Genomic DNA, 18017 nt, shown 5'->3' with positions numbered 1-18017 from the left:
CGTACCTGAAGTCAGCCTGCGGCCCGCTCGGATGCCGAAGGCCAGGGCGGCAGGGGCGGTAACCCGAGAGCCTTGCGTACGGGTCCGAACGACCTTCGGTGAGCTGCGCATGCACCAAGCCTGGCGAGCGCCTCATAGTGAGCCGGCACTGGGTAACCCTTGTGATCCGCGAATCCGTAGCCGGGGTGACACACGTCGAGCGTCCGCATGATCTTGTCGCGCTCGACTTTCGCGAGGATGGAGGCGGCGGCGATGGTGGCGGACTTGGCGTCACCCTTGATGATGGCCTGCTGAGGGATGTCGATTTCCTTCAACCGCTTCGCATCGATCAGCAAGTGCAGCGGCGTCAACGCTAGTCCCCGGACCGCACGCTGCATAGCCTGAATGCCCGCCCAATAGATATTGATCGCGTCGATCTCCTCGACCTCGACGAACGCCACACACCAGCTCTCTGCCTTTTCCTTGATCTCCTTCGCAAGTTCTTCGCGAGCCGCGGCATCGAGTTTTTTCGAGTCGTCGATCCCGATTATCCGCGTGCCGGGTTTCAGGATCACGGCGCCAGCGGAGACCGGCCCGGCTAGAGGGCTCATTCCGGCTTCGTCCACACCTGCCACTGCAAAATAGCCACTTTTCCAGAGAGAGGTCTCGAAGCGGAGCATCTTGCGGAGGCGCTGCCCTTCGGACCTATTCTCGAAGCGGCGTTTATCGATTGAAGCCAGGATGGCACGCGCTCCCGCGCGGGTGTCGGCCCGTAAGATCTGCTCGACTCTGGCCTCGAGCGGTCTTTTCTCGACGACATAGCGCTGACGCAATACATCGAGTGAATATTGGGACATCGCGGGCCTTCGTGTGAGACTGACTGTGGGCAGCGTGTCGCTGAACTTTGTGGCGATTGTCTGAAGTCATCCGCCCGCGTGGTCGTTGCCACCGTGCGCGGCGATGAACATGGCGACGGCCGACCGGCAATAGGATTCGATTTCGTTGTCGTCCTCTGCTCTCGCCTGATCGAAGCGTGCGATCATCAGGAGATCGGATCCTTTGAAAAGCGCGGCAAACAAGCGGGCGGACCGGAGAGGATCGGGCACGTTCAGAAGCGCCTTCGCGTGCAACTGACGCAACAGGGCCTCGATTTGGGCGATGACATGGGCGGGGCCGGCTTCGTAATGGAGCTTGCTTAACGAGTTTTGATTCGTCTTGTCGGCCATGACCATGGCTTCGACACTGCGGACGTCTGATCTCAATAGCGTGCGAAGCAGGGATGATCCCACCGCCATGAGCTGATCTTCGGCTGAACCATCGACGCCTTCAAGAAGGGCCTGTGGTGCAAACAACTGATGGCAGCCGGCTGCGAGGGCCGCGCTGAACAGCGCCTCCTTGTTCTCGAAGTGGCGATAGATGCTGAGCTTGGATATCTTCGCCCGCTGGGCGACCTTGTCCAATGTCGTCGCTTGAAAACCCAATTCCACAAAGAGTTCGCCCGCGGCGTCGATTATCGTTTGGCCAAGCGCCTCGTTGGCGGGCCGGCCGCGCCGGCGCCGGCTATTTTCCGTCATGACAATTCCAGTACTTGACAGTATTCTAAGTCTTGCATTACGATACCATGCAGTGTCGGAAATACGCAAGCCAATGGGTAGGTTTCAACCTGTCCTCCAACGGAGCCAATCACCATGGATGACGTCATCATCATCGGCGGCAGCTTTGCCGGCCTCGCCGCCGCGCTGCAGCTCGGCCGTGCCCGCCGCAAGGTCACCGTTCTCGATACCGGCCTGCCGCGCAACCGCTTCGCTGGCCACTCGCATGGTCTGCTCGGCCACGATCACAAGCCACCGCTGGACATCCTGGCCGAGGCGCGGCAGCAGCTGGCGCGCTATCCCACGATCAGGCTGGTCAATGCCCGGGCCGACAGCATCTCCGGCGCGATCGACGATTTCTCCGTCCTCACTGGCGATGGCGCAAGCCTTGGGGCGCGCCGCCTAATCCTGAGCTATGGCATCGTTGACCAGATGCCTGACGTCCCGGGTTTTGCCGAAGGCTGGGGCACGTCCATCGTGCCCTGCCCCTATTGCGACGGCTTTGAAGTCGCCGGCCAGCATTGGGGTCTCGTCTGGTCCGGCCGGCAGTCGCACAATCAGGTCAGGCTGTTCCACGATTGGACCGACAGGTTGACGGTCTTCGCCAATGGTCATGACATTCCGCCCGATATCCGGGCCGATCTGACGCGCCGCAACACGCCTGTCGTCGATGGCCGGATCACCGGGATCGCCCATCACGGGGCCCATAACGCCACCGTCAAGCTCGATACCGGCCCGGATGTCGCGGTCGACATCCTGTTCGCGCATCCGCGCAACAAGCCCTCCGCAGGCCTGCATGAATCACTAGGCCTCGCCACGGTCGATGCGCCCCTGGGCATCATCCTCAAGGTCGACGAGCGCCGCCAAACCAGCATGCCCGGCATCTACGCCGCCGGCGACCTCGCCAACCCCCTTACGCCGCCATCGGTCACCCTGGCATCATCGCACGGCGCGATGGCGGGTATCTTCGCCCAGCAGTCGATGCTGGTTTGAGCGCACAGTTCAGAGAGGAGCGCTCCCCGATGTCGCCGGTTCAAGTTACAGAGAACACTTTCCACAGTTCACGCAACAACACTTTCTATTTTGCAAGCGGCCCGAGCCAAGGCACGCCGGTCATCTTCGTCCATGGCTGGCCTGAACTTGCATTGAGCTGGCGGCATCAGCTTCCAATCTTCGGTGCGCTCGGCTTCCGGGCGATCGCACCGGACTTGCGGGGGCATGGAAGATCCTCGCTCTACAGCACGCACGACGCCTACGGCCAGCGCGAACTCGTCGCCGACATGATCGAGTTGCTCGACTCCCTCGGTAAAGAAAAGGCGATCTGGGTAGGGCACGATTGGGGAGCGGTGGTCGTCTGGAACATCGCCAGCCATCATCCGGACCGTTGCCTCGCGGTCGCCAACCTGTGCATTCCCTATGCCACGTTTGAGCGGGGACTTGATGTGCTTGTCGGGCTGGTCAACCGCGATCTATACCCGCAAAGCGAATATCCGTTTGGCAACTGGGAGTACCAGCGCTTCTACGAAGAGCATTTCGAGAAGGCCACCAGCGCCATGGAGGCGAACGTCGCAGGAACCTTCAAGACGCTTTTTCGTGCGGGCAATCCCGATGGGAAAGGCAAGCCGGCGACGTCGTCCCAGATTCGCCGTGATGGAGGCTGGTTCGGCGGAAAGGGCGCCGCTCCGAACCTTCCTCGTGATGAGCGGGTCATCACCGAAAGCGACCTGCATGCCTATGTCTCCGCCTACGAGCGAACGAGCTTTTACGGCACGGCCTCCCTGTACATGAACCATGCAGCCAACGCTCGCTATGCACTCGAGGCATTGAATGACGGCCATCTCGACATGCCCGTTCTATTTCTGGAGGCGGAATATGACTATACGTGCGACTGCGTGAACTCGCCTTTGACCGAACCGATGAAAAAGCTTTGTCGCGATCTCACGATCGAGAGGATCTCGTCAGGGCACTGGATGGCACAAGAAAAGCCTGTCGAGGTCAATGCAAGCCTCGCGCAGTGGCTGGGCGCGAAGGTTCCGCATGCCTGGCGCGGTTAAGGTCCGGGCGGCCTCGCGTCGTCGTCAAACTCGCTCACAAAGAAAATGGTTTCCGGTTGCGAGCTACCGTTGAAGGTTGCGGGCCGGTGTCAGGGAAAACCGACTGCCGGCTGCCCCCGCAGTACACCCGGCGCCACTCCGAACTCAGGATCTTCCATGACCGACGACCTTCCCATTGTGCTCCTCCACGGCTCAGCCACCGGCTCCTACTCCTGGGCCGCGGTCCGCACTGGTCTGGAGGCGCACGGCGCCAGGGTGTTGGCACCCGACATGCTCGGCTACGGACGGTCGCCGACACCGAGCGAGGCGTGGCAGCCAAAGGACGAGGTGGCCCACCTGCGCGGCTGGCTCGACATGCAGGGCGTCGGCGCGTTCCACCTCGTCACCCACTCGATCGGGGCATTTTTCGGACTTCACCTGCGGCTGGCCGTCGGGTCTCGGGTGGCGCGGCTCACGTTGATCGATCCTATGGTCGTCAGCGTGCTGCGCGTGCCCGGGGAGGAAGACGCCCTGCGCGAGGTGCAGACCCTCTGCGATCGGTTCATGCGCGCGCTGCCGGATCACGGTGCGGCCGCCTGCCTGTTGGTGGAGCACTGGAGCGGCGCTGGCGCGTGGAACGCGCTGGGCGAGAAGGGGCGTGCGCTGGTTGCAGGGCTCGCACCGCGGCTGCGGCTTGAGATGGCCGCCAGCGCAGCCGATCGGACCACGCTCGCCGAGCTCACCTCGCCCGCGGTGCCGACCTCGGTGCTCGTCGGCGAGCGAACGTCGGCCGCTCCGCGGTCGGTGAGTCGTCTGCTCGCGGGAGCGTTCGACGCCCGCACGGTCGTTGTCCCCGGGGCTGCACACATGATCCCGCTGACCCACCCCGCCGCGGTCGTCGAGGCGACTCACGCCGACATGGTGGCGCCGTGAGTCGCGCCGAGCAGACACGACACAGCCGAGACGCGATCGTCACGTCCGCGGGCACTCTGTTGCGCAAGTGCGGCATCCGGGAGAGCTTGCGGCGCGTTGTCCCTGTCGCGGGCGGTAGCCGGCACGCCCCTGTCGGACGGGATCCTGCTGGCTGCCACGAGTTCGCGGAGCGCTCGCTCGATCCCGGGTGATCGGTCTCAACAGCCCCGTCAACCAATTCAGCACCAATTCCAGGAGTCGCCAGTGAAGTTGTTCGGTCACACCATTCTCGTCACCGGCGGAAGCGCCGGTACCGATCTGAAGGAAACGTTGACATGAAACACTCCCATCCCATCCTTGTCACCGGTGCCGCTGGCCAAGTTGGAGCGATCGGACCGAGCGTGACGAAGTCTCTGCTGGAGCGCGGGCTGAAGGTGCGCGCCATGGTCCGCCAGGATGACGGCCGGGCGGAATCGCTGAGGGCGCTTGGTGCCGAGGTGATCGTCGGAGATCTGCTCGACCTGGACGCGGTGCACCGCGCCGTGGATGGCTGCAAGCGCCTGTACTTCAGCATGTCGGTCAACGAGAAGTATCTGGAGGCTACGACGAACGTGGCGGTGGTTGCCCAGCACCTTGGCGTCGAAGCATTCGTCAACATGTCGCAGATGACGGTCTCGGAGATGAGCATCCGCGAGACCGCCCGCAGCCCGCAGCACAAGCAGCACTGGCTGGCCGAGCAGGTCTTGCGGTGGAGCGGCTTGCCGGTGGTCACGATGCGTCCCACCGCCTTCATGGACGCGTTCTTCTGGCGATTTGCCGTTCCGACGGTCACCGCTCGGGACGCGCTGATGTTGCCGTTCGGAGAGGGAAGGACGTCACCCATCGCCGCCCACGATGTCGCGCGGTGCGTGACGGAGGTGTTGGCGGATCCCGCGCCTCACCTTGGAAAGGTTTACGAGCTGACCGGCCCGCGTGCCGAGACTCTTCGCGAGGTCGCCGAAGATTTCACAAGAGTTTTGGGGCGTCCAATCGCCTACATGAACATTCCGTTGGAACCGTGGCTGGAGAGCCTGCGATCCATTGGCGCATCCGCACACGTGGTCGCGCACTTGGAGTCGATGGCGCTGCTGCACCGGGACGGCCGATACGACCGATCCTCGGACGATGTGAACCTGCTGACCGGCGTGTCGCCGATGTCCATCGAGGACTTCGTGCGCGCGCATCAGGACGACTTTCAGAAGGCAGACGCGCCCAAGCCGGCGGGTTGACGGGGATGGCCAGTCTCGAAGCAGCCGAGGTCACGCCGGATGCAGCCGGGGAGTTGGCCGTCTCCGTCAGCCTGAAGGTAAATGGCACGTGGCGTGAGTTGACGTTGCCTCCATGGGTGACGTTGCTGGACTTGCTGCGCGAACGGCTGGGCCTGACGGGCTCCAAGAAGGGTTGCGACCATGGCCAGTGCGGGGCTTGCACCGTGCTGATCGACGGCAAGCGGATCAATTCGTGCCTGGTGCTGGCGGTGGTCAAGGATGGTTCGGAAGTGATCACGATCGAAGGGCTGGGTGAGCCCGGTCAGCTGAGTCCGATGCAACAGGCCTTCATCGACCACGACGGTTTTCAATGCGGCTATTGCACCCCCGGTCAGATCTGTTCGGCGGTGGGTATGGTCGCCGAAGGCCCCGTCGCCGACCGCGACGACATTCGCGAGCGGATGAGTGGCAATTTGTGCCGCTGCGGGGCCTATCCCAACATCATTGACGCCATCGCAGAGGTTGCGCTGGGCAGCGGTGCGGAAACCGGGGGGCAAAAGACTTGAACCGGTTCGACTATGTGCGGGCGACCACCCTTGACGAGGCGCTCGATGCCTTGGCGGCCAGCCCCGGCGCCAAGGTCATCGCCGGCGGCACCAATCTGGTCGATTTGATGAAGCACGAGGTGACCCGGCCATCGCGGATAGTCGACATCACGCGGGTGCCGCTGGATCGCATCGAGGACGGGCCGGACGGGAGCTTGCGCATCGGCGCGCTGGCGACTAACGCCGACACGGCCAGCGATCCGCGCGTGAAGGATCGCTTTCCTCTGCTGGCTAGCGCCATTCTGGCCGGAGCGTCCGGACAGCTGAGGAACGCCGCGACTACGGGCGGCAATCTGCTGCAACGCACCCGGTGCTATTATTTCTATGACGTCGGCACGGCTTGCAACAAGCGCGAGCCGGGGTCTGGCTGCCCGGCGATCGGCGGGGTCAACCGCATCCACGCCATCCAGGGTGCCAGCGACCACTGCATCGCCACCCATCCCTCGGACATGTGCGTCGCCATGGCGGCGCTCGAGGCCCGGATCAACGTCGTTGGTCCCGGGGGAGAACGAACCATCGCCTTCGCCGATTTCCACCGCCTGCCCGGCGATGCGCCCGAGCGCGATCATACCCTGGCGGACAACGAGATCATCACCTCGGTCGATCTGCCCGATAGCGATTTCGGACCGCACCACACCTATCTCAAACTGCGCGATCGACTGTCCTACGCCTTCGCGCTGGTGTCGGTGGCGGTCGGACTGAAAACGGAGGGCGAGCGGATCACCAGCGCGCGGATTGCCTTGGGCGGCGTGGCGCACAAGCCATGGCGGTTGCCGGAGGCGGAAGCGACGCTGATCGGCCGCGGTGCGGATGATGCGGTCTTCGGCGAGGCGGCGGAACGGCTGTTGAGCGGAGCGCGGGGGCAAGGCCAGAACAATTTCAAGATCGGGCTGGCACGCGACGCCATCGTTCGCGCGCTTCATCAGGCTGCGGCGGGTACGCCGCAGTCTCAGACCGACAAACGCGTTCGCTAAGGAATACCAGGATGGCGGACAATATGGCGAACACGACCAGCGGCATCGGTCAGCCCGTCAGCCGCATTGACGGTCCGCTCAAGGTTTCGGGGCGGGCGAAGTACGCCGCCGAGTACGATGCGCCCGACCTGCTGCACGCCGTTGTAGTAAATGCGACGATCACCCGGGGACGAATTCGTTCGATCGACGCCTCGGCGGCATTGGCCCTGCCAGGCGTGATTAAGGTGATCACGCATGAGAACCGGCCGCACGTCGCCTTATTCTGCCTCAGCTATCTCGACACCGTCGCCCCGCCGGGACGACCGTTCAAGCCGCTGTACGACGCTGAAATCCTGTTCGACGCCCAACCGATCGCCGTGGTTCTCGGCGAGACGTATGAGGCGGCGCGCGATGGAGCCGCGCTGGTTACCGCCACCTATGACGTTGAGAGGCATCATACCGATCTCACGTCCCGGCTGGACAAGGCCTACCGGCCGCTGATCCCGCGCCTTGGCATCCCACGACCGCCCAAGCCACGCGGTGACGCGGACGCGGCCTTCGACGCTGCACCGATCAAGGTCGAAGCGACTTTCAGCCACGCCAAGGAGCATCACAATCCCATGGAGATGTTCGCTACCACTGCGGCTTGGGAAACCGACGGCAGTATCACCGTCTATGATAAGACGCAGGGCTCGCAGAACGTTCGCCTGTACCTGAAGAACTCGCTGAACCTGCGGATGAAGCATGTGCGCGTCGTCAACGCCTATGTCGGCGGCGCTTTCGGATCGGGACTGAGGCCGCAGCATTCGGTCTTTCTGGCCGTGCTGGCGGCCAAGGCCACGAAGCGGTCCGTCAGATTGATGCTGACCCGCGCGCAGATGTTTGGCCTCGCCTATCGCCCCGATACGATCCACAGCGTGTCGCTGGCGTGCGATGCGGACGGTTCGTTACAGGCCGTACGCCATTTCGCAACCGCCACCACCTCGCGCCACGAAAATTACCAGGAGGTCGTAGTCAACTGGTCGGGGCTGTTGTACGCGTGCGAAAACGTCAAGACCAACCACAAGCTGGTCAAAGTGGATACCGTGACACCCGCCGACATGCGCGCGCCAGGCGCTGCGATCGGGGTGTTCGGTCTGGAGAGCGCGATGGACGAATTGGCCTATGCGGCCGATCTCGATCCGCTGGCGCTGCGGCTCAGGAATTATATCGACTATGACCAAAACACCAAGCTTGAGATCACCTCGAAAGCGCTGAAGAGTTGCTATTCGCAAGGGGCTGAGCGATTTGGCTGGTCGGATCGCGACCCCGCGCCGCGTTCGATGCGCGAAGGTCACGAGCTTGTCGGCTGGGGAATAGCCGGAGGAGTCTGGGCCGCGGAGATGGCGCCTCTTCCAGCCCGGGCGCGGGCTACGTGGAGGGCAGACGGGCGGCTGGAGATCACGGCCGCGGCTTCGGACATCGGCACCGGCACCTACACCATCCTGGCCCAGATCGCAGCTGAGGCCTTTGGCATCAGGGTCGATGATATCGAGGTGCGGATCGGCGATTCCACTCTCCCGTTCAACCCTGTCGAAGGCGGGTCGTGGATGGCGGCCTCGACCGGAGCCGCCGTCCAGAAGGCCTGCGAAAAGCTGAAAACTGCGATCGTCAAGGCGGCACGGACCCTGCCGGGCGGAGACGGTCTGAAAGGGCGTGACGTCATCTTCGCCGACGGCGCGATCAGTCTTTCGGCCTTAGGCAAACCGGTCGCGATCACCGAGGTATTGCGCTCAGCCGGCCACCAGGAGTTGGCTGCTGTCGGCACCAACCTTCCCAACCTGCTGGGCGGACGCAAGCACGTCGGCTATGCTCACTCGGCCGTGTTCGCCGAGGTCCGCGTCGATGAAACCCTGGGTGTGCTCCGGGTGCCGCGGATCGTCAGCGCCGTCGGCGCCGGGCGCATTCTCAATCCCAAGACGGCGCGCAGCCAGATCATAGGCGGCGTCGTCATGGGCATCGGTCAGGCTCTGCATGAAGAAGCCACGACCGACCACCGGCTGGGCCGACTGATGAACCGCAATTTCGCCGAATACCATATTCCTGCCCATGCTGATATCGGTCAGATCGACGTCATCTTCGTTGACGAACCGGATCCACTGGTCAGCCCGCTGGGCGTTAAGGGCTTGGGCGAGATCGGCATCGTCGGCGTGGCGGCCGCAGTGGCGAATGCGGTGTTTCACGCCACCGGTAAGAGGGTACGCGACCTGCCTATCACCATCGATAAGATTCGTACCTGATCAGGCCGATCAAATGGGTGCTTTCCGCATGCGATCCATTGGCGCATCCGAACACGTGGTCGCGCACTTGGAGTCGATGACACTGCTGCACCGGGACGGCCGGTACGACCGATCCTCGGGCGATTTTGAACCTGCTGAACGGTGTGTAGCCGATGCCGATCGAGGACTTCGTGTGCCCGCATCAGAACGACTTTCTGAAGGCAGACGCGCGCAAGCTGTAATCTATCGCTCGTAGGCCGGATGAACTGCATCGTCTCGGAAGTCCCCGGCGGTCGCCACTGCTTCCAGTGACCGGGCCAGAACAAGGACATGTCGTGGCACAGCACAATGCCGATCAGGTCGCCGACTGGAATGGCCAAAGCGGGGAGCGCTGGGTCGCCCACCAGGCCCGGCTCGATGCCAGGGTGGCGGTGTTCGGCCAGGCAGCGATCGAAGCCGCAGCGCCCGCCACGGGCGAACGCGTGCTGGACATCGGCTGCGGCGCGGGCGCGTCGAGTCTGGCTCTGGCCGCCCGCGTCGGCGCGGGGGGCTATGTGCTGGGCGTGGACATATCCGAACCGCTGATCGGCCGAGCGCGCGCGCTTGCGCCACCGGATACGCCGGTCCAGTTCCGAGTGGCCGACGCTGGCAGAGCCGAGCTGCCCGAGGGCGCGTTCGACATCCTGTTCTCGCGTTTCGGGGTGATGTTCTTTGACGATCCTACGGCGGCGTTCGCTCATATGCGCCGTGCGCTCAAGCCGGGCGGGCGGGTCGCTTTCGTCTGTTGGCGTGGTGCGGCCGAGAACGATTGGGTGCGATTGCCGATGGACGCGATCAAAGGCATCGTCCCGCCGACGGCGCCGCCCGATCCCGAAGTGCCCGGCCCATTCTCGTTCGGCGACCGGGGGCGGGTGGTTCGCATCCTGACGGCGGCCAGCTTCACCGATATCGCTATCGCGCCCTTCGATGCTTCCGTCCCGTTTGGCGAGGGCGCGACGCGGGACGCGGCGATCGACGACGCGGTGAAGATGACGTTCGAGGTCGGCCCGCTGTCGCGCGCGCTCGCTGATCAGCCCGACGACATCCGCGCCCGCGCCTCGGCCGCGGTTCGTGCCGCCTTCGCGGGCCGCCCCGGCGAGCGCACGATGATGATCGACAGCGCGACGTGGATCGTCACGGCGCGCAATCCGGCAAGCTGATAGCTGGTCCTGGTCGCAACCGCGCATTACGATGCCGAGACGCCGGAGCGTAGCTTCGTCGGCACCATCAGGCCCCGGATCGAGAGCGATCTTGGCTTTCGCCTTGCCGACAAGGTTGCAAAACGCCTCGTTGAGGTCGGCCAGACCGTCGAGGTCGGTCAGGCACTCGCGACCTCGAAATCGCCTGAGATTGACGGCCGAATCGGACGAGCCGGTGGTACACAGCGGTGGTCACAAAACTCGAGCGGTTTTTTTTGGAATCCTTGTTTTTCGGCGGTTTTCCCGCAATCGCGGCATCGCGGAGGGAGGCCCGCTATCTCCGCCAATGCGGCCTTGCCGGTGCGGCAAGAGCGCAACAACCGTCGAAGAGGCAGATCAGTCAGTTGCTACGCTAACGAGATTTCCTCCTCGCGCGGATGTGGTAAACATTGCTTCGCGGTGCCCCTCAGGGGTGCCACACACAAATAGATCGCCGGACCGAAAAGCACAATAAAATCAATAGCTGGCGGGATTGTTATCACAGTTCAATCCTGTCTGGCAGCACCATTCCCTCGCTCAAATCACACATGAAACAGCCTTCTCGCGGCATGAGATGCCCGAGTTTTGCTTCTACCTTGACCCTCCTCTGTGAAGAGGCGCAGGGAAGACCGGGTGCCGGCTTAGCACCCGCGGTCCGCTGCGCGAAAATGTAGCGCAAAAAGACCGCACAGCAGCATACAGGTGACGCCGAACACTCGGCCTTCCCTGCGCAGTGGGTTGACGGCTTATGCCGCGCTCTCCCCGGCGACGAGTTCCTTTTTGTCACCGTCGCCTTGCGAATTGACGATGCATTGAGACCCGGTTGAGCCTCGATCCATCTCCGCAAGGCTTGACCGTAGCAACGACGGCCAGGACCACACGATTTTGCCGTACGCAGCGATCCGGCTTCGCCAAGAGGCTCGCCGGACACAGGCGCCGTTCGTCCGCACGCAACAGGACCTCACGAGGTTCATCTCGCCCTGGTTCCGCCTTCGCGTGCCCGACACTGCCGCGTCCACCGCCCCCCGACCCACGCACGTTACGACGGACGATCGCCCCTCTCCCTGGACCGGGATGGCGGATTGATACTGCGATTCCGAATTTCGGTAAAGTGGAATATTTTTGTGGGGGAGGGTTGACGAGATTTTGCAGGAGAGAGGTGTTTTGCCCGACGGGTCAGATTTGCCTGCCTAGCGCGCGCCTAAGCACGTATATCGCCCAACCTATGGAAGGGGATACAAGCCGACGTCGAGCAGACTTCCGCTATGGGGCCAAAAGGGGAAGTGGACCTGCATGTAATGCAGTCTTCGGCGCAATCGATCCTTCTTCTGATAAGACGCCAGTTGCCGCGGTCATTCATCCTTACGTCCGCCGCGAGCAATCGTCGCCGCCTCCTGCAACGTAACGCCATGAACCAGCGGGTCTGCGTGGCGATGGACTAACTGCCATTCAGAACCGTCCTTGCGATAGATTTCCGTAACTCGGAGCGACCAGTCTTGTTTTGGTAAGCTCCCGACTTCGGCATATTGCCGCTCGACCATGACGAGAACGACCAGCTTGTCCGATGCATAGGTTTGCACGACCTCCAAGGTCGTCTCACCGTTCTTGAAAAACTGGGATAGCTTCGCCAAACGTTCAGGACTTGCGTCGAACCCGTGGCTAGTTGGGCCGCCGAATGGTTGCATTAACGTGAAGTCACTGGCGATGCGAACAAGGGCCAGCCAACGATCCATGTCCCCGCGCATGAAGGCCGCGTTTTTCGCAGCGGCGCGCTCGATAAGGTGAGCGACGTCGTCACTGGCAGCCACACTAGCGCAAAATCGAGGGGTCAACGATGCCGCAGCGACTGTCGTGATCGCGGACCGCCGTGACAGCGTTCCTGGCCAGTTTGCATGGTGTTTGGTCATTTCAGCTCCTGTGGCTAACGTTGCGCAATCCATGGAGCTTTCAGAGACATGAATCCAGTGATATAACCTCAGCAATATGCTGAACCACATTTCCTTGTCAAAAGTCGATCTTAACTTGCTGCTGGTCTTCCACACTGTGCTGGAGGAGAGCCACGTGGCGCGAGCGGCTAGCCGCTTGAACATCACCCCTTCTGCCGTAAGTCATTCACTTGGGCGGCTACGGCATCTATTTAATGACCCCCTGTTCTTACGGACGCCGAAGGGTGTTGTGCCGACGGAGCGTGCGCTGGAACTCGGCGAGCCAGTAGCAGATATCCTTTCTCGCGTAGGGCGCGTATTTGCTTCAGCTACGCCCTTCGACGCGACTACAAGTAGCCGCCGTTTTTCCATTGGCGCTCCTGATGCGATCATGGACACGGTGATGGGACCATTTGCGGGGCGGCTCAGGAGAAAGGCACCCCGTGCCGACCTGAGCTTGATCCATCTGATGCCAGGGAGGCATGCAAGCGCTGTGGAGCACCCTTGGCGGTCAAGCCTGGAGAAGCTGGAGAAGCGCGAAATCGACTTGGCCATCCTGCCCCTGGGCACAGTGCCAACCCGCTTCCAGGCAAGAAAGCTTTACGATGAGTGTTTCGTGGTCGCAATGCGCAAGGGAAACGGATTCGCCCGCGCACCAACGATTGCTGCATTCTGCAGAGCACAGCATCTTCTTGTGTCGCTCGACGGCGATCCGCGAGGTTTTGTCGACCAACTCCTGGAGAAGCGCGGCCTCCAGCGCCGCATTGTCCTGACCGTGCCCACCTTTATGATGGCACTCACGCAAATTTCAAACTCGGACTTGATAGCAACATTGCCGCGCCGTCTCGTCGAGAGATACGCGGCTCGTTTCGCGCTGCAATTGGTTGAGCTTCCTTTGAAGCGGAAGTCCGATGCAATCATGGCCATTACGACCAAGGCAGCAATGATGGATGCGGGCATTGCGTGGTTGACGGAAGAAATCGCCGCTGAGGTTGGCTCCCTCAGCTGAGGATGTCTCTTATATTCCTTAAAGCACATTTTAGGCCTGTGGGGCCTTAGCGAACCTCAACTTCCCCGCGACCGCCGCTTCGGGGTCACTTGCGGGCATCGCCCGAGCGAGAGCTCCAGTCAGTTTTGGCCAGGAATTGCATAGCATTGCTCGGTGACGAAGCATGATGGGTTTCGCAAGTGCTCTACCCATCCTACGCGAGCTGACTGGATCTACCGCCGACCACGTCGCCACGAGGCCCCGATCAGCCAGAACACGAACCGGACAAACAGGATCGCGGCCGTGATCTGGATCCAAAGGAAACCACCGAGTTCGCGCAAGACAATTTCGGCCTGAGCGCCCCAATAACCAGGAAGCGCATCGCCGACAGCTTCAATAGCGTGCGTGCCTGTTCGCAGGGCCCATCGGACCCACTCAGGCTTGTAAAAGAGCGTCGCGCCGAGCAGAATCCAAGTCAGAAAAGCAGTGCTGACTCTGAAGGAGTGCACCTTGGCGTGGTGCTTGAACGCCGCGAACCGTCCATTATCTCCGGCTTGAGCCATGTTAGTTTCCTATTCGAAGCCTACGGTGCCGGGGAGTTCGTAGGATGGGTACAGCGAAACGAAAATCCATGGAAGATTTGCGCGGTGACGAGACATGATGGGTTTCGCTTCGCTCTACCCATGCTACGCATGTCAACTCTCGTCACCCACCTGATGCCCCGCTAACCGATCGTCTGAACGGCGCAGCCGTCGGCATAGCTCGCGATTGATGTTTTGCAGGACGATCACATAGGTGTGGATATCGGCCTTGTAGCAAGCGTAGAGCTTCTGGGCGGTCAGCTCGTAAAGCACGGTCGGACTCTCCGCGACCACCGTGGCGGATCGATTTTGCATTTCAATCAGCGTCATCTCACCGAAGAAATCGCCGGGCTCCAGAACGGAAATCGGGATGACGTTGCCCGCATTCGCCCGCTTGCTCACCGCCAGCCGGCCGGATTTGACGATGAACAGCGAGCGTCCGGGCTCGCCCTCCGTCACGACGGTTGCTCCGGTATCAAATCGGCACTCAACCAGCATCGACATCAGGAGGTCGAGACTTTGATCCGGGATACCGCCGAAGAACGGTGTGGCGAGCAGGAATGCTCTCAGGTCGGGGACACTGACGGCCATCGCGCGAGGATAATCTTGACCGCCTTCCCGGGCAAGCGGAGCCGATACCAGCGGTAACGACGCCGAACGTGTTGGAACAAGGGGGTCAGCGAAAGTTTCGGAGCTCGTAGGCTGGGCGAAGCGAAGCGTGCCCACCAACCACCATTGATAGATAGATGGTGGGCACGGCGCTACGCGCCTTTGCCCACCCTACGCTTACGGCCGCGCAATGCTGCTATCGCGCAACGTCCGCCTTCTCCAGAGATCAACCATCACCTTGACGGTCGCCGCCAGCACAGCTGCGCAAAGCGCAGCCTTCGAGATCGTCTCCATCGTCCCCTCGATCAGCAGGCAATGGGCGACGCTGCCTGCGACGATGACGATCGCGAGGGGAATATGGACGATGCGCCACGTGCGCAACCGCAATCCCAGCCGCCGGCGCAGCAGAGCCAGGAGCGCAACAATGAAGATGGCCCACATGGCGGTCACGCCGAAGGGGGAGAACGGTGTCGGTGACGTATAAGTCAGGGCGTCGATCATGTCGGGCGGGCTGGTGATCCAGAGGCCGGCGACGTGGATCACCACCGCCAGAGCCAGCGTGCCGCCGATCCAGTGGTGGGCGCGCCGGCCGCGATAGGCCGACAGTCCCGGCAGATATCCGCCGATCAGCAGGGGCTGAGCGAGCACGAGACCGAGCGCAATGATGCCAGCGAAGCCGGCGAGGATGTAGACCGGGCCGCGCCATGTGAGCTGTTCGCTTCCCGCAGCGAGCGCGATCGGCACGCCGATGGCCAAGGCAAGGGCGATCCAGATCAGGGGCGCCCGGGCCGATCTCCGCCCCTTCATCTCCAATGCGATCAGGCCGGCTGCAGGACGAAGTGCGCCTCGAGGCTGGTTTCCTTTGCGCTCCGCATTATCGGCCGCAGGAAGACGGTTTTGAATTCACCGCTGTCATAGGCGAGGTGGCCATGCGGCTGGCCGAAGATGGGAATGATCTGCGGCATTTCGAGCCGGAACTTGCCGTCCTTGTCGGTGAGCGTGGCGCCATGACTCTGCGGCTCGTGCTCCTGGCCTTCGACCGTGTGCGCCCAGATCTGGATGCGCTGCCCGGCCAAGGGAGTCCCGTCGCCGGCGCGGCGCACGGTGCCGCTCATCCAGAAGCCACCCTTTCCGATCCGCTCCACGATCGCCGCGCCCTTGCGGTAGTTGTTCGCCCCGCCAGACATCGTCTCGGTCGGTGCGAGGCCGTCCGCGCGTGCAGGCAACAGCAGGCCGGGGACGCCGGTCGCCAAGAGCCCGGTTGCGAGGATCGAGCCGCCCGCGGCGAGGAGGCTCCGGCGATTGAGTACGACCGTGGTCATGTCGGTTCCTCCTGGCGAGCGTCCAAAGGCTCAGTGAGTGTACAAGAAAACGCGCCAGACGCACAGTTGGGCCGGGGGACGCAGCGGGTCGCGATGACGTTGTTGTGAACGGGGTGCAGGCCGCTCGCACATGCATCAGTGATCGTCTTCTTCCTTGACCAGCGTCAACAAGCGAAGCGTCAGGAACGTGAATACGGCGACCGTCACCGCGACATCAAAAGCGCCGAGCCCGACGGAGACGCCGATGGCGCCGGTCGCCCAGAGGCTCGCGGCCGTCGCGGTCCCCTGCACCGAATTCCCCTGCTTGAGAATTGCGCCACCGCCGATGAAGCCGATGCCGGTGATGAGGCCCTCGATCACCTTCGCCATTCCGTCAGGCGAATGCACGAGCAGGCTTTCGCTGGCCTGCACGAAGCCGCAGCTTGCCATTGCGACCAGTGGAAAGGTGCGCAAGCCCGCGCTTCGCGCCCGCTTCTCGCGGTCCCAGCCAATGGGAACGGCGAGTGCGAAGGCCGCAGCCAGCGCAACGACATGAACACCAATGTTGAATCTGTCCAAAGAAAGCCCCCGAAATGAAAATCGTCGCCGTTGATCAAACCGGCCGGCAACGCGGCAATGCGGCCCGCGGTTTCCATACAGGCGAATTTGCCGCATGCAGCGCAGCGATGGCCCCGTCTCCGCGCGATGGAGCCGCCGGCGCAGCACCATGATCGTTTCGGCTGGTATTCCTGCGACCGGCTCCTACATGTCGAGTCCACGTTACCACCGCACGCTCCATCCGGACCCTTCCATGATCCCCTTCTCCGTGCTCGACCTCGCGCCCATCCGCCAAGGCGGCGATGCGTCACAAGCGTTCCGCAATTCGCTCGATCTCGCGCAGCATGCGGAGGGCTGGGGATACAAGCGGTTCTGGCTGGCCGAGCATCACAACATGACGGGGATCGCGAGCGCGGCGACGTCGGTGGTGATCGGGCATATCGCGGGCGGGACGAAGACGATCCGGGTCGGGTCCGGCGGGATCATGCTGCCGAACCATTCGCCGCTCGTCATCGCCGAGCAGTTCGGCACGCTGGCTTCGCTCTATCCCGGGCGGATCGATCTCGGGCTCGGGCGGGCACCGGGCACCGACCAATTTACCGCACGCGCCCTGCGGCGCGACCTCGCGACGAGTTCGGAAAACTTTCCGCAGGACGTGCTGGAGTTGCAGGCGCTGCTCGGCGACGTGCAGCCGAACCAGGCCATCCGGGCCGTGCCGGGCATGGGGACGAAGGTGCCGCTGTGGATCCTGGGATCCAGCACCTTTGGCGCGCAGCTCGCAGGGATGCTCGGCCTGCCGTTCGCGTTCGCTTCACACTTCGCACCGCAAATGATGATGCCGGCGCTGCGGGAGTATCGGGCGCGGTTCGAACCCTCGACGCAGCTCGACAAGCCCTATGCGATGGTCGGCGTCAACGTGTTCGCCGCCGACAGCGACGCGGACGCGCAGCGCATGTTCTCCTCGCTGCAGCAGCAGTTCATCAATCTGCGCCGCGGCACGCCCGGCCCGCTGCCGCCGCCGGTCGACGACATGGACGCGCTGTGGTCGCCAGCCGAGAAGGCGATGGTCGGCCAGTCGCTGTCGTGCTCGGCGGTCGGCACGCCTGACATGGTCGAAGCGAAGCTGAAGGCGCTGATCGCCGACACCGGCGCGGACGAGCTGATGACGACGGGGCAGATCTACGACCACGCCGCACGGCTGCGCTCGTTCGAGATCGCAGCCGGGGTAAGGGACCGGTTGGCGGGGTGAGCGGGTGCGA

Annotated in this window: 18 protein-coding genes and 1 pseudogene; 11 read left to right on the top strand and 8 right to left on the bottom strand. The window is 62.9% G+C overall.

Going from position 1 to position 18017, the window contains the following annotated elements; genetic code table 11:
• Nucleotides 1-11: 11 nt before the first annotated feature.
• Together rnhB and IVA93_RS02775 are read right to left on the bottom strand one after the other, a co-directional pair.
• Nucleotides 12-836 carry a ribonuclease HII gene (gene rnhB / locus IVA93_RS02780; protein ID WP_247789671.1) on the bottom strand — a complete coding sequence of 275 codons (825 nt, stop codon included), beginning with the start codon at nt 834-836 and terminating at the stop codon, nt 12-14.
• A gap of 66 nt (nt 837-902) precedes the next feature.
• Nucleotides 903-1553 (bottom strand): TetR/AcrR family transcriptional regulator, encoded by a 651-nt coding sequence (locus IVA93_RS02775; RefSeq protein ID WP_247789670.1) that lies wholly within the window; start codon nt 1551-1553, stop codon nt 903-905.
• Between the two features lie 114 nt (nt 1554-1667).
• Between IVA93_RS02775 and IVA93_RS02770 the strand changes: the two genes are divergently transcribed.
• From IVA93_RS02770 to IVA93_RS02730, 9 genes and pseudogenes are all read left to right on the top strand, one after another.
• Nucleotides 1668-2564, top strand: coding sequence for an NAD(P)/FAD-dependent oxidoreductase (locus tag IVA93_RS02770; RefSeq protein WP_247789669.1), 897 nt, complete (start codon nt 1668-1670; stop codon nt 2562-2564).
• A gap of 29 nt (nt 2565-2593) precedes the next feature.
• A complete protein-coding gene (locus tag IVA93_RS02765) occupies nt 2594-3625 on the top strand; it encodes an alpha/beta fold hydrolase (RefSeq protein ID WP_247789667.1) in 1032 nt (343 codons plus the stop codon).
• Between the two features lie 156 nt (nt 3626-3781).
• Entirely contained in the window at nt 3782-4537 is a 756-nt protein-coding gene (locus IVA93_RS02760) for an alpha/beta fold hydrolase (protein WP_247789665.1), read from the top strand.
• 314 nt (nt 4538-4851) lie between these two features.
• Nucleotides 4852-5784: an NmrA family NAD(P)-binding protein gene (locus IVA93_RS02755; RefSeq protein WP_247789663.1), complete on the top strand. Its 933-nt coding sequence runs from the start codon at nt 4852-4854 to the stop codon at nt 5782-5784.
• Nucleotides 5785-5789: 5 nt separating this feature from the next.
• On the top strand, nt 5790-6329 hold the full coding sequence (locus IVA93_RS02750) for a (2Fe-2S)-binding protein (protein WP_247789661.1): 540 nt from the start codon (nt 5790-5792) through the stop codon (nt 6327-6329).
• Complete coding sequence (locus IVA93_RS02745) at nt 6326-7342, top strand: FAD binding domain-containing protein (RefSeq protein ID WP_247789659.1); 1017 nt, start codon at nt 6326-6328, stop codon at nt 7340-7342. The genes IVA93_RS02750 and IVA93_RS02745 overlap by 4 nt, the downstream gene beginning before the upstream one ends.
• Nucleotides 7343-7353: 11 nt before the next feature.
• Nucleotides 7354-9600, top strand: a complete 2247-nt coding sequence (locus IVA93_RS02740; RefSeq protein ID WP_247789657.1) for a xanthine dehydrogenase family protein molybdopterin-binding subunit — start codon at nt 7354-7356, stop codon at nt 9598-9600.
• A gap of 314 nt (nt 9601-9914) precedes the next feature.
• Entirely contained in the window at nt 9915-10778 is an 864-nt protein-coding gene (locus IVA93_RS02735) for a class I SAM-dependent methyltransferase (protein ID WP_247789655.1), read from the top strand.
• Between the two features lie 6 nt (nt 10779-10784).
• Nucleotides 10785-10952 (top strand): annotated as a pseudogene (locus tag IVA93_RS02730) (efflux RND transporter periplasmic adaptor subunit); the annotation flags it as partial.
• 1196 nt (nt 10953-12148) lie between these two features.
• Here the strand turns inward: IVA93_RS02730 and IVA93_RS02725 are convergent.
• Nucleotides 12149-12703, bottom strand: a complete 555-nt coding sequence (locus IVA93_RS02725) for a YybH family protein (protein WP_026232462.1) — start codon at nt 12701-12703, stop codon at nt 12149-12151.
• 76 nt (nt 12704-12779) lie between these two features.
• On the opposite strand from IVA93_RS02725, the gene IVA93_RS02720 reads away from it, so the two are divergent.
• The gene (locus IVA93_RS02720; protein WP_018453102.1) at nt 12780-13730 is read left to right on the top strand and encodes a LysR family transcriptional regulator; all 951 of its coding nucleotides are present in this window, start codon (nt 12780-12782) and stop codon (nt 13728-13730) included.
• A gap of 212 nt (nt 13731-13942) precedes the next feature.
• On the opposite strand, the gene IVA93_RS02715 is transcribed toward IVA93_RS02720, so the two are convergent.
• From IVA93_RS02715 to IVA93_RS02695, 5 genes are all read right to left on the bottom strand, one after another.
• The gene (locus IVA93_RS02715; RefSeq protein ID WP_085361134.1) at nt 13943-14272 is read right to left on the bottom strand and encodes a hypothetical protein; all 330 of its coding nucleotides are present in this window, start codon (nt 14270-14272) and stop codon (nt 13943-13945) included.
• 132 nt (nt 14273-14404) lie between these two features.
• Complete coding sequence (locus tag IVA93_RS02710; protein WP_018453100.1) at nt 14405-14881, bottom strand: Crp/Fnr family transcriptional regulator; 477 nt, start codon at nt 14879-14881, stop codon at nt 14405-14407.
• A gap of 195 nt (nt 14882-15076) precedes the next feature.
• The gene (locus tag IVA93_RS02705) at nt 15077-15706 is read right to left on the bottom strand and encodes a ferric reductase-like transmembrane domain-containing protein (protein ID WP_026232461.1); all 630 of its coding nucleotides are present in this window, start codon (nt 15704-15706) and stop codon (nt 15077-15079) included.
• A gap of 11 nt (nt 15707-15717) precedes the next feature.
• Entirely contained in the window at nt 15718-16221 is a 504-nt protein-coding gene (locus IVA93_RS02700) for a peptidase associated/transthyretin-like domain-containing protein (RefSeq protein WP_018453098.1), read from the bottom strand.
• 135 nt (nt 16222-16356) lie between these two features.
• Complete coding sequence (locus IVA93_RS02695) at nt 16357-16779, bottom strand: MgtC/SapB family protein (protein ID WP_018453097.1); 423 nt, start codon at nt 16777-16779, stop codon at nt 16357-16359.
• Between the two features lie 232 nt (nt 16780-17011).
• On the opposite strand from IVA93_RS02695, the gene IVA93_RS02690 reads away from it, so the two are divergent.
• A complete protein-coding gene (locus tag IVA93_RS02690) occupies nt 17012-18007 on the top strand; it encodes an LLM class flavin-dependent oxidoreductase (RefSeq protein WP_026232460.1) in 996 nt (331 codons plus the stop codon).
• Nucleotides 18008-18017: the final 10 nt, after the last annotated feature.

Source organism: Bradyrhizobium sp. 155 (assembly GCF_023101105.1).
GTDB classification, from domain to species: domain Bacteria; phylum Pseudomonadota; class Alphaproteobacteria; order Rhizobiales; family Xanthobacteraceae; genus Bradyrhizobium; species Bradyrhizobium canariense_D.
This window is presented reverse-complemented; position numbering and strand designations above follow the sequence as displayed.

Excerpts from the sequence above, each read along its gene's own strand:
- IVA93_RS02765 (WP_247789667.1), top strand. The coding sequence starts at position 2,594 with ATGTCGCCGGTTCAAGTTACAGAGAACACTTTCCACAGTTCACGCAAC.
- IVA93_RS02700 (WP_018453098.1), bottom strand. The coding sequence starts at position 16,221 with ATGACCACGGTCGTACTCAATCGCCGGAGCCTCCTCGCCGCGGGCGGC.
- rnhB (WP_247789671.1), bottom strand. The coding sequence starts at position 836 with ATGTCCCAATATTCACTCGATGTATTGCGTCAGCGCTATGTCGTCGAG.
- IVA93_RS02715 (WP_085361134.1), bottom strand. The coding sequence starts at position 14,272 with ATGGCTCAAGCCGGAGATAATGGACGGTTCGCGGCGTTCAAGCACCAC.
- IVA93_RS02710 (WP_018453100.1), bottom strand. The coding sequence starts at position 14,881 with ATGGCCGTCAGTGTCCCCGACCTGAGAGCATTCCTGCTCGCCACACCG.
- IVA93_RS02720 (WP_018453102.1), top strand. The coding sequence starts at position 12,780 with ATGCTGAACCACATTTCCTTGTCAAAAGTCGATCTTAACTTGCTGCTG.
- IVA93_RS02770 (WP_247789669.1), top strand. The coding sequence starts at position 1,668 with ATGGATGACGTCATCATCATCGGCGGCAGCTTTGCCGGCCTCGCCGCC.
- IVA93_RS02750 (WP_247789661.1), top strand. The coding sequence starts at position 5,790 with ATGGCCAGTCTCGAAGCAGCCGAGGTCACGCCGGATGCAGCCGGGGAG.
- IVA93_RS02775 (WP_247789670.1), bottom strand. The coding sequence starts at position 1,553 with ATGACGGAAAATAGCCGGCGCCGGCGCGGCCGGCCCGCCAACGAGGCG.
- IVA93_RS02725 (WP_026232462.1), bottom strand. The coding sequence starts at position 12,703 with ATGACCAAACACCATGCAAACTGGCCAGGAACGCTGTCACGGCGGTCC.
- IVA93_RS02760 (WP_247789665.1), top strand. The coding sequence starts at position 3,782 with ATGACCGACGACCTTCCCATTGTGCTCCTCCACGGCTCAGCCACCGGC.
- IVA93_RS02755 (WP_247789663.1), top strand. The coding sequence starts at position 4,852 with ATGAAACACTCCCATCCCATCCTTGTCACCGGTGCCGCTGGCCAAGTT.
- IVA93_RS02690 (WP_026232460.1), top strand. The coding sequence starts at position 17,012 with ATGATCCCCTTCTCCGTGCTCGACCTCGCGCCCATCCGCCAAGGCGGC.
- IVA93_RS02705 (WP_026232461.1), bottom strand. The coding sequence starts at position 15,706 with ATGAAGGGGCGGAGATCGGCCCGGGCGCCCCTGATCTGGATCGCCCTT.
- IVA93_RS02740 (WP_247789657.1), top strand. The coding sequence starts at position 7,354 with ATGGCGGACAATATGGCGAACACGACCAGCGGCATCGGTCAGCCCGTC.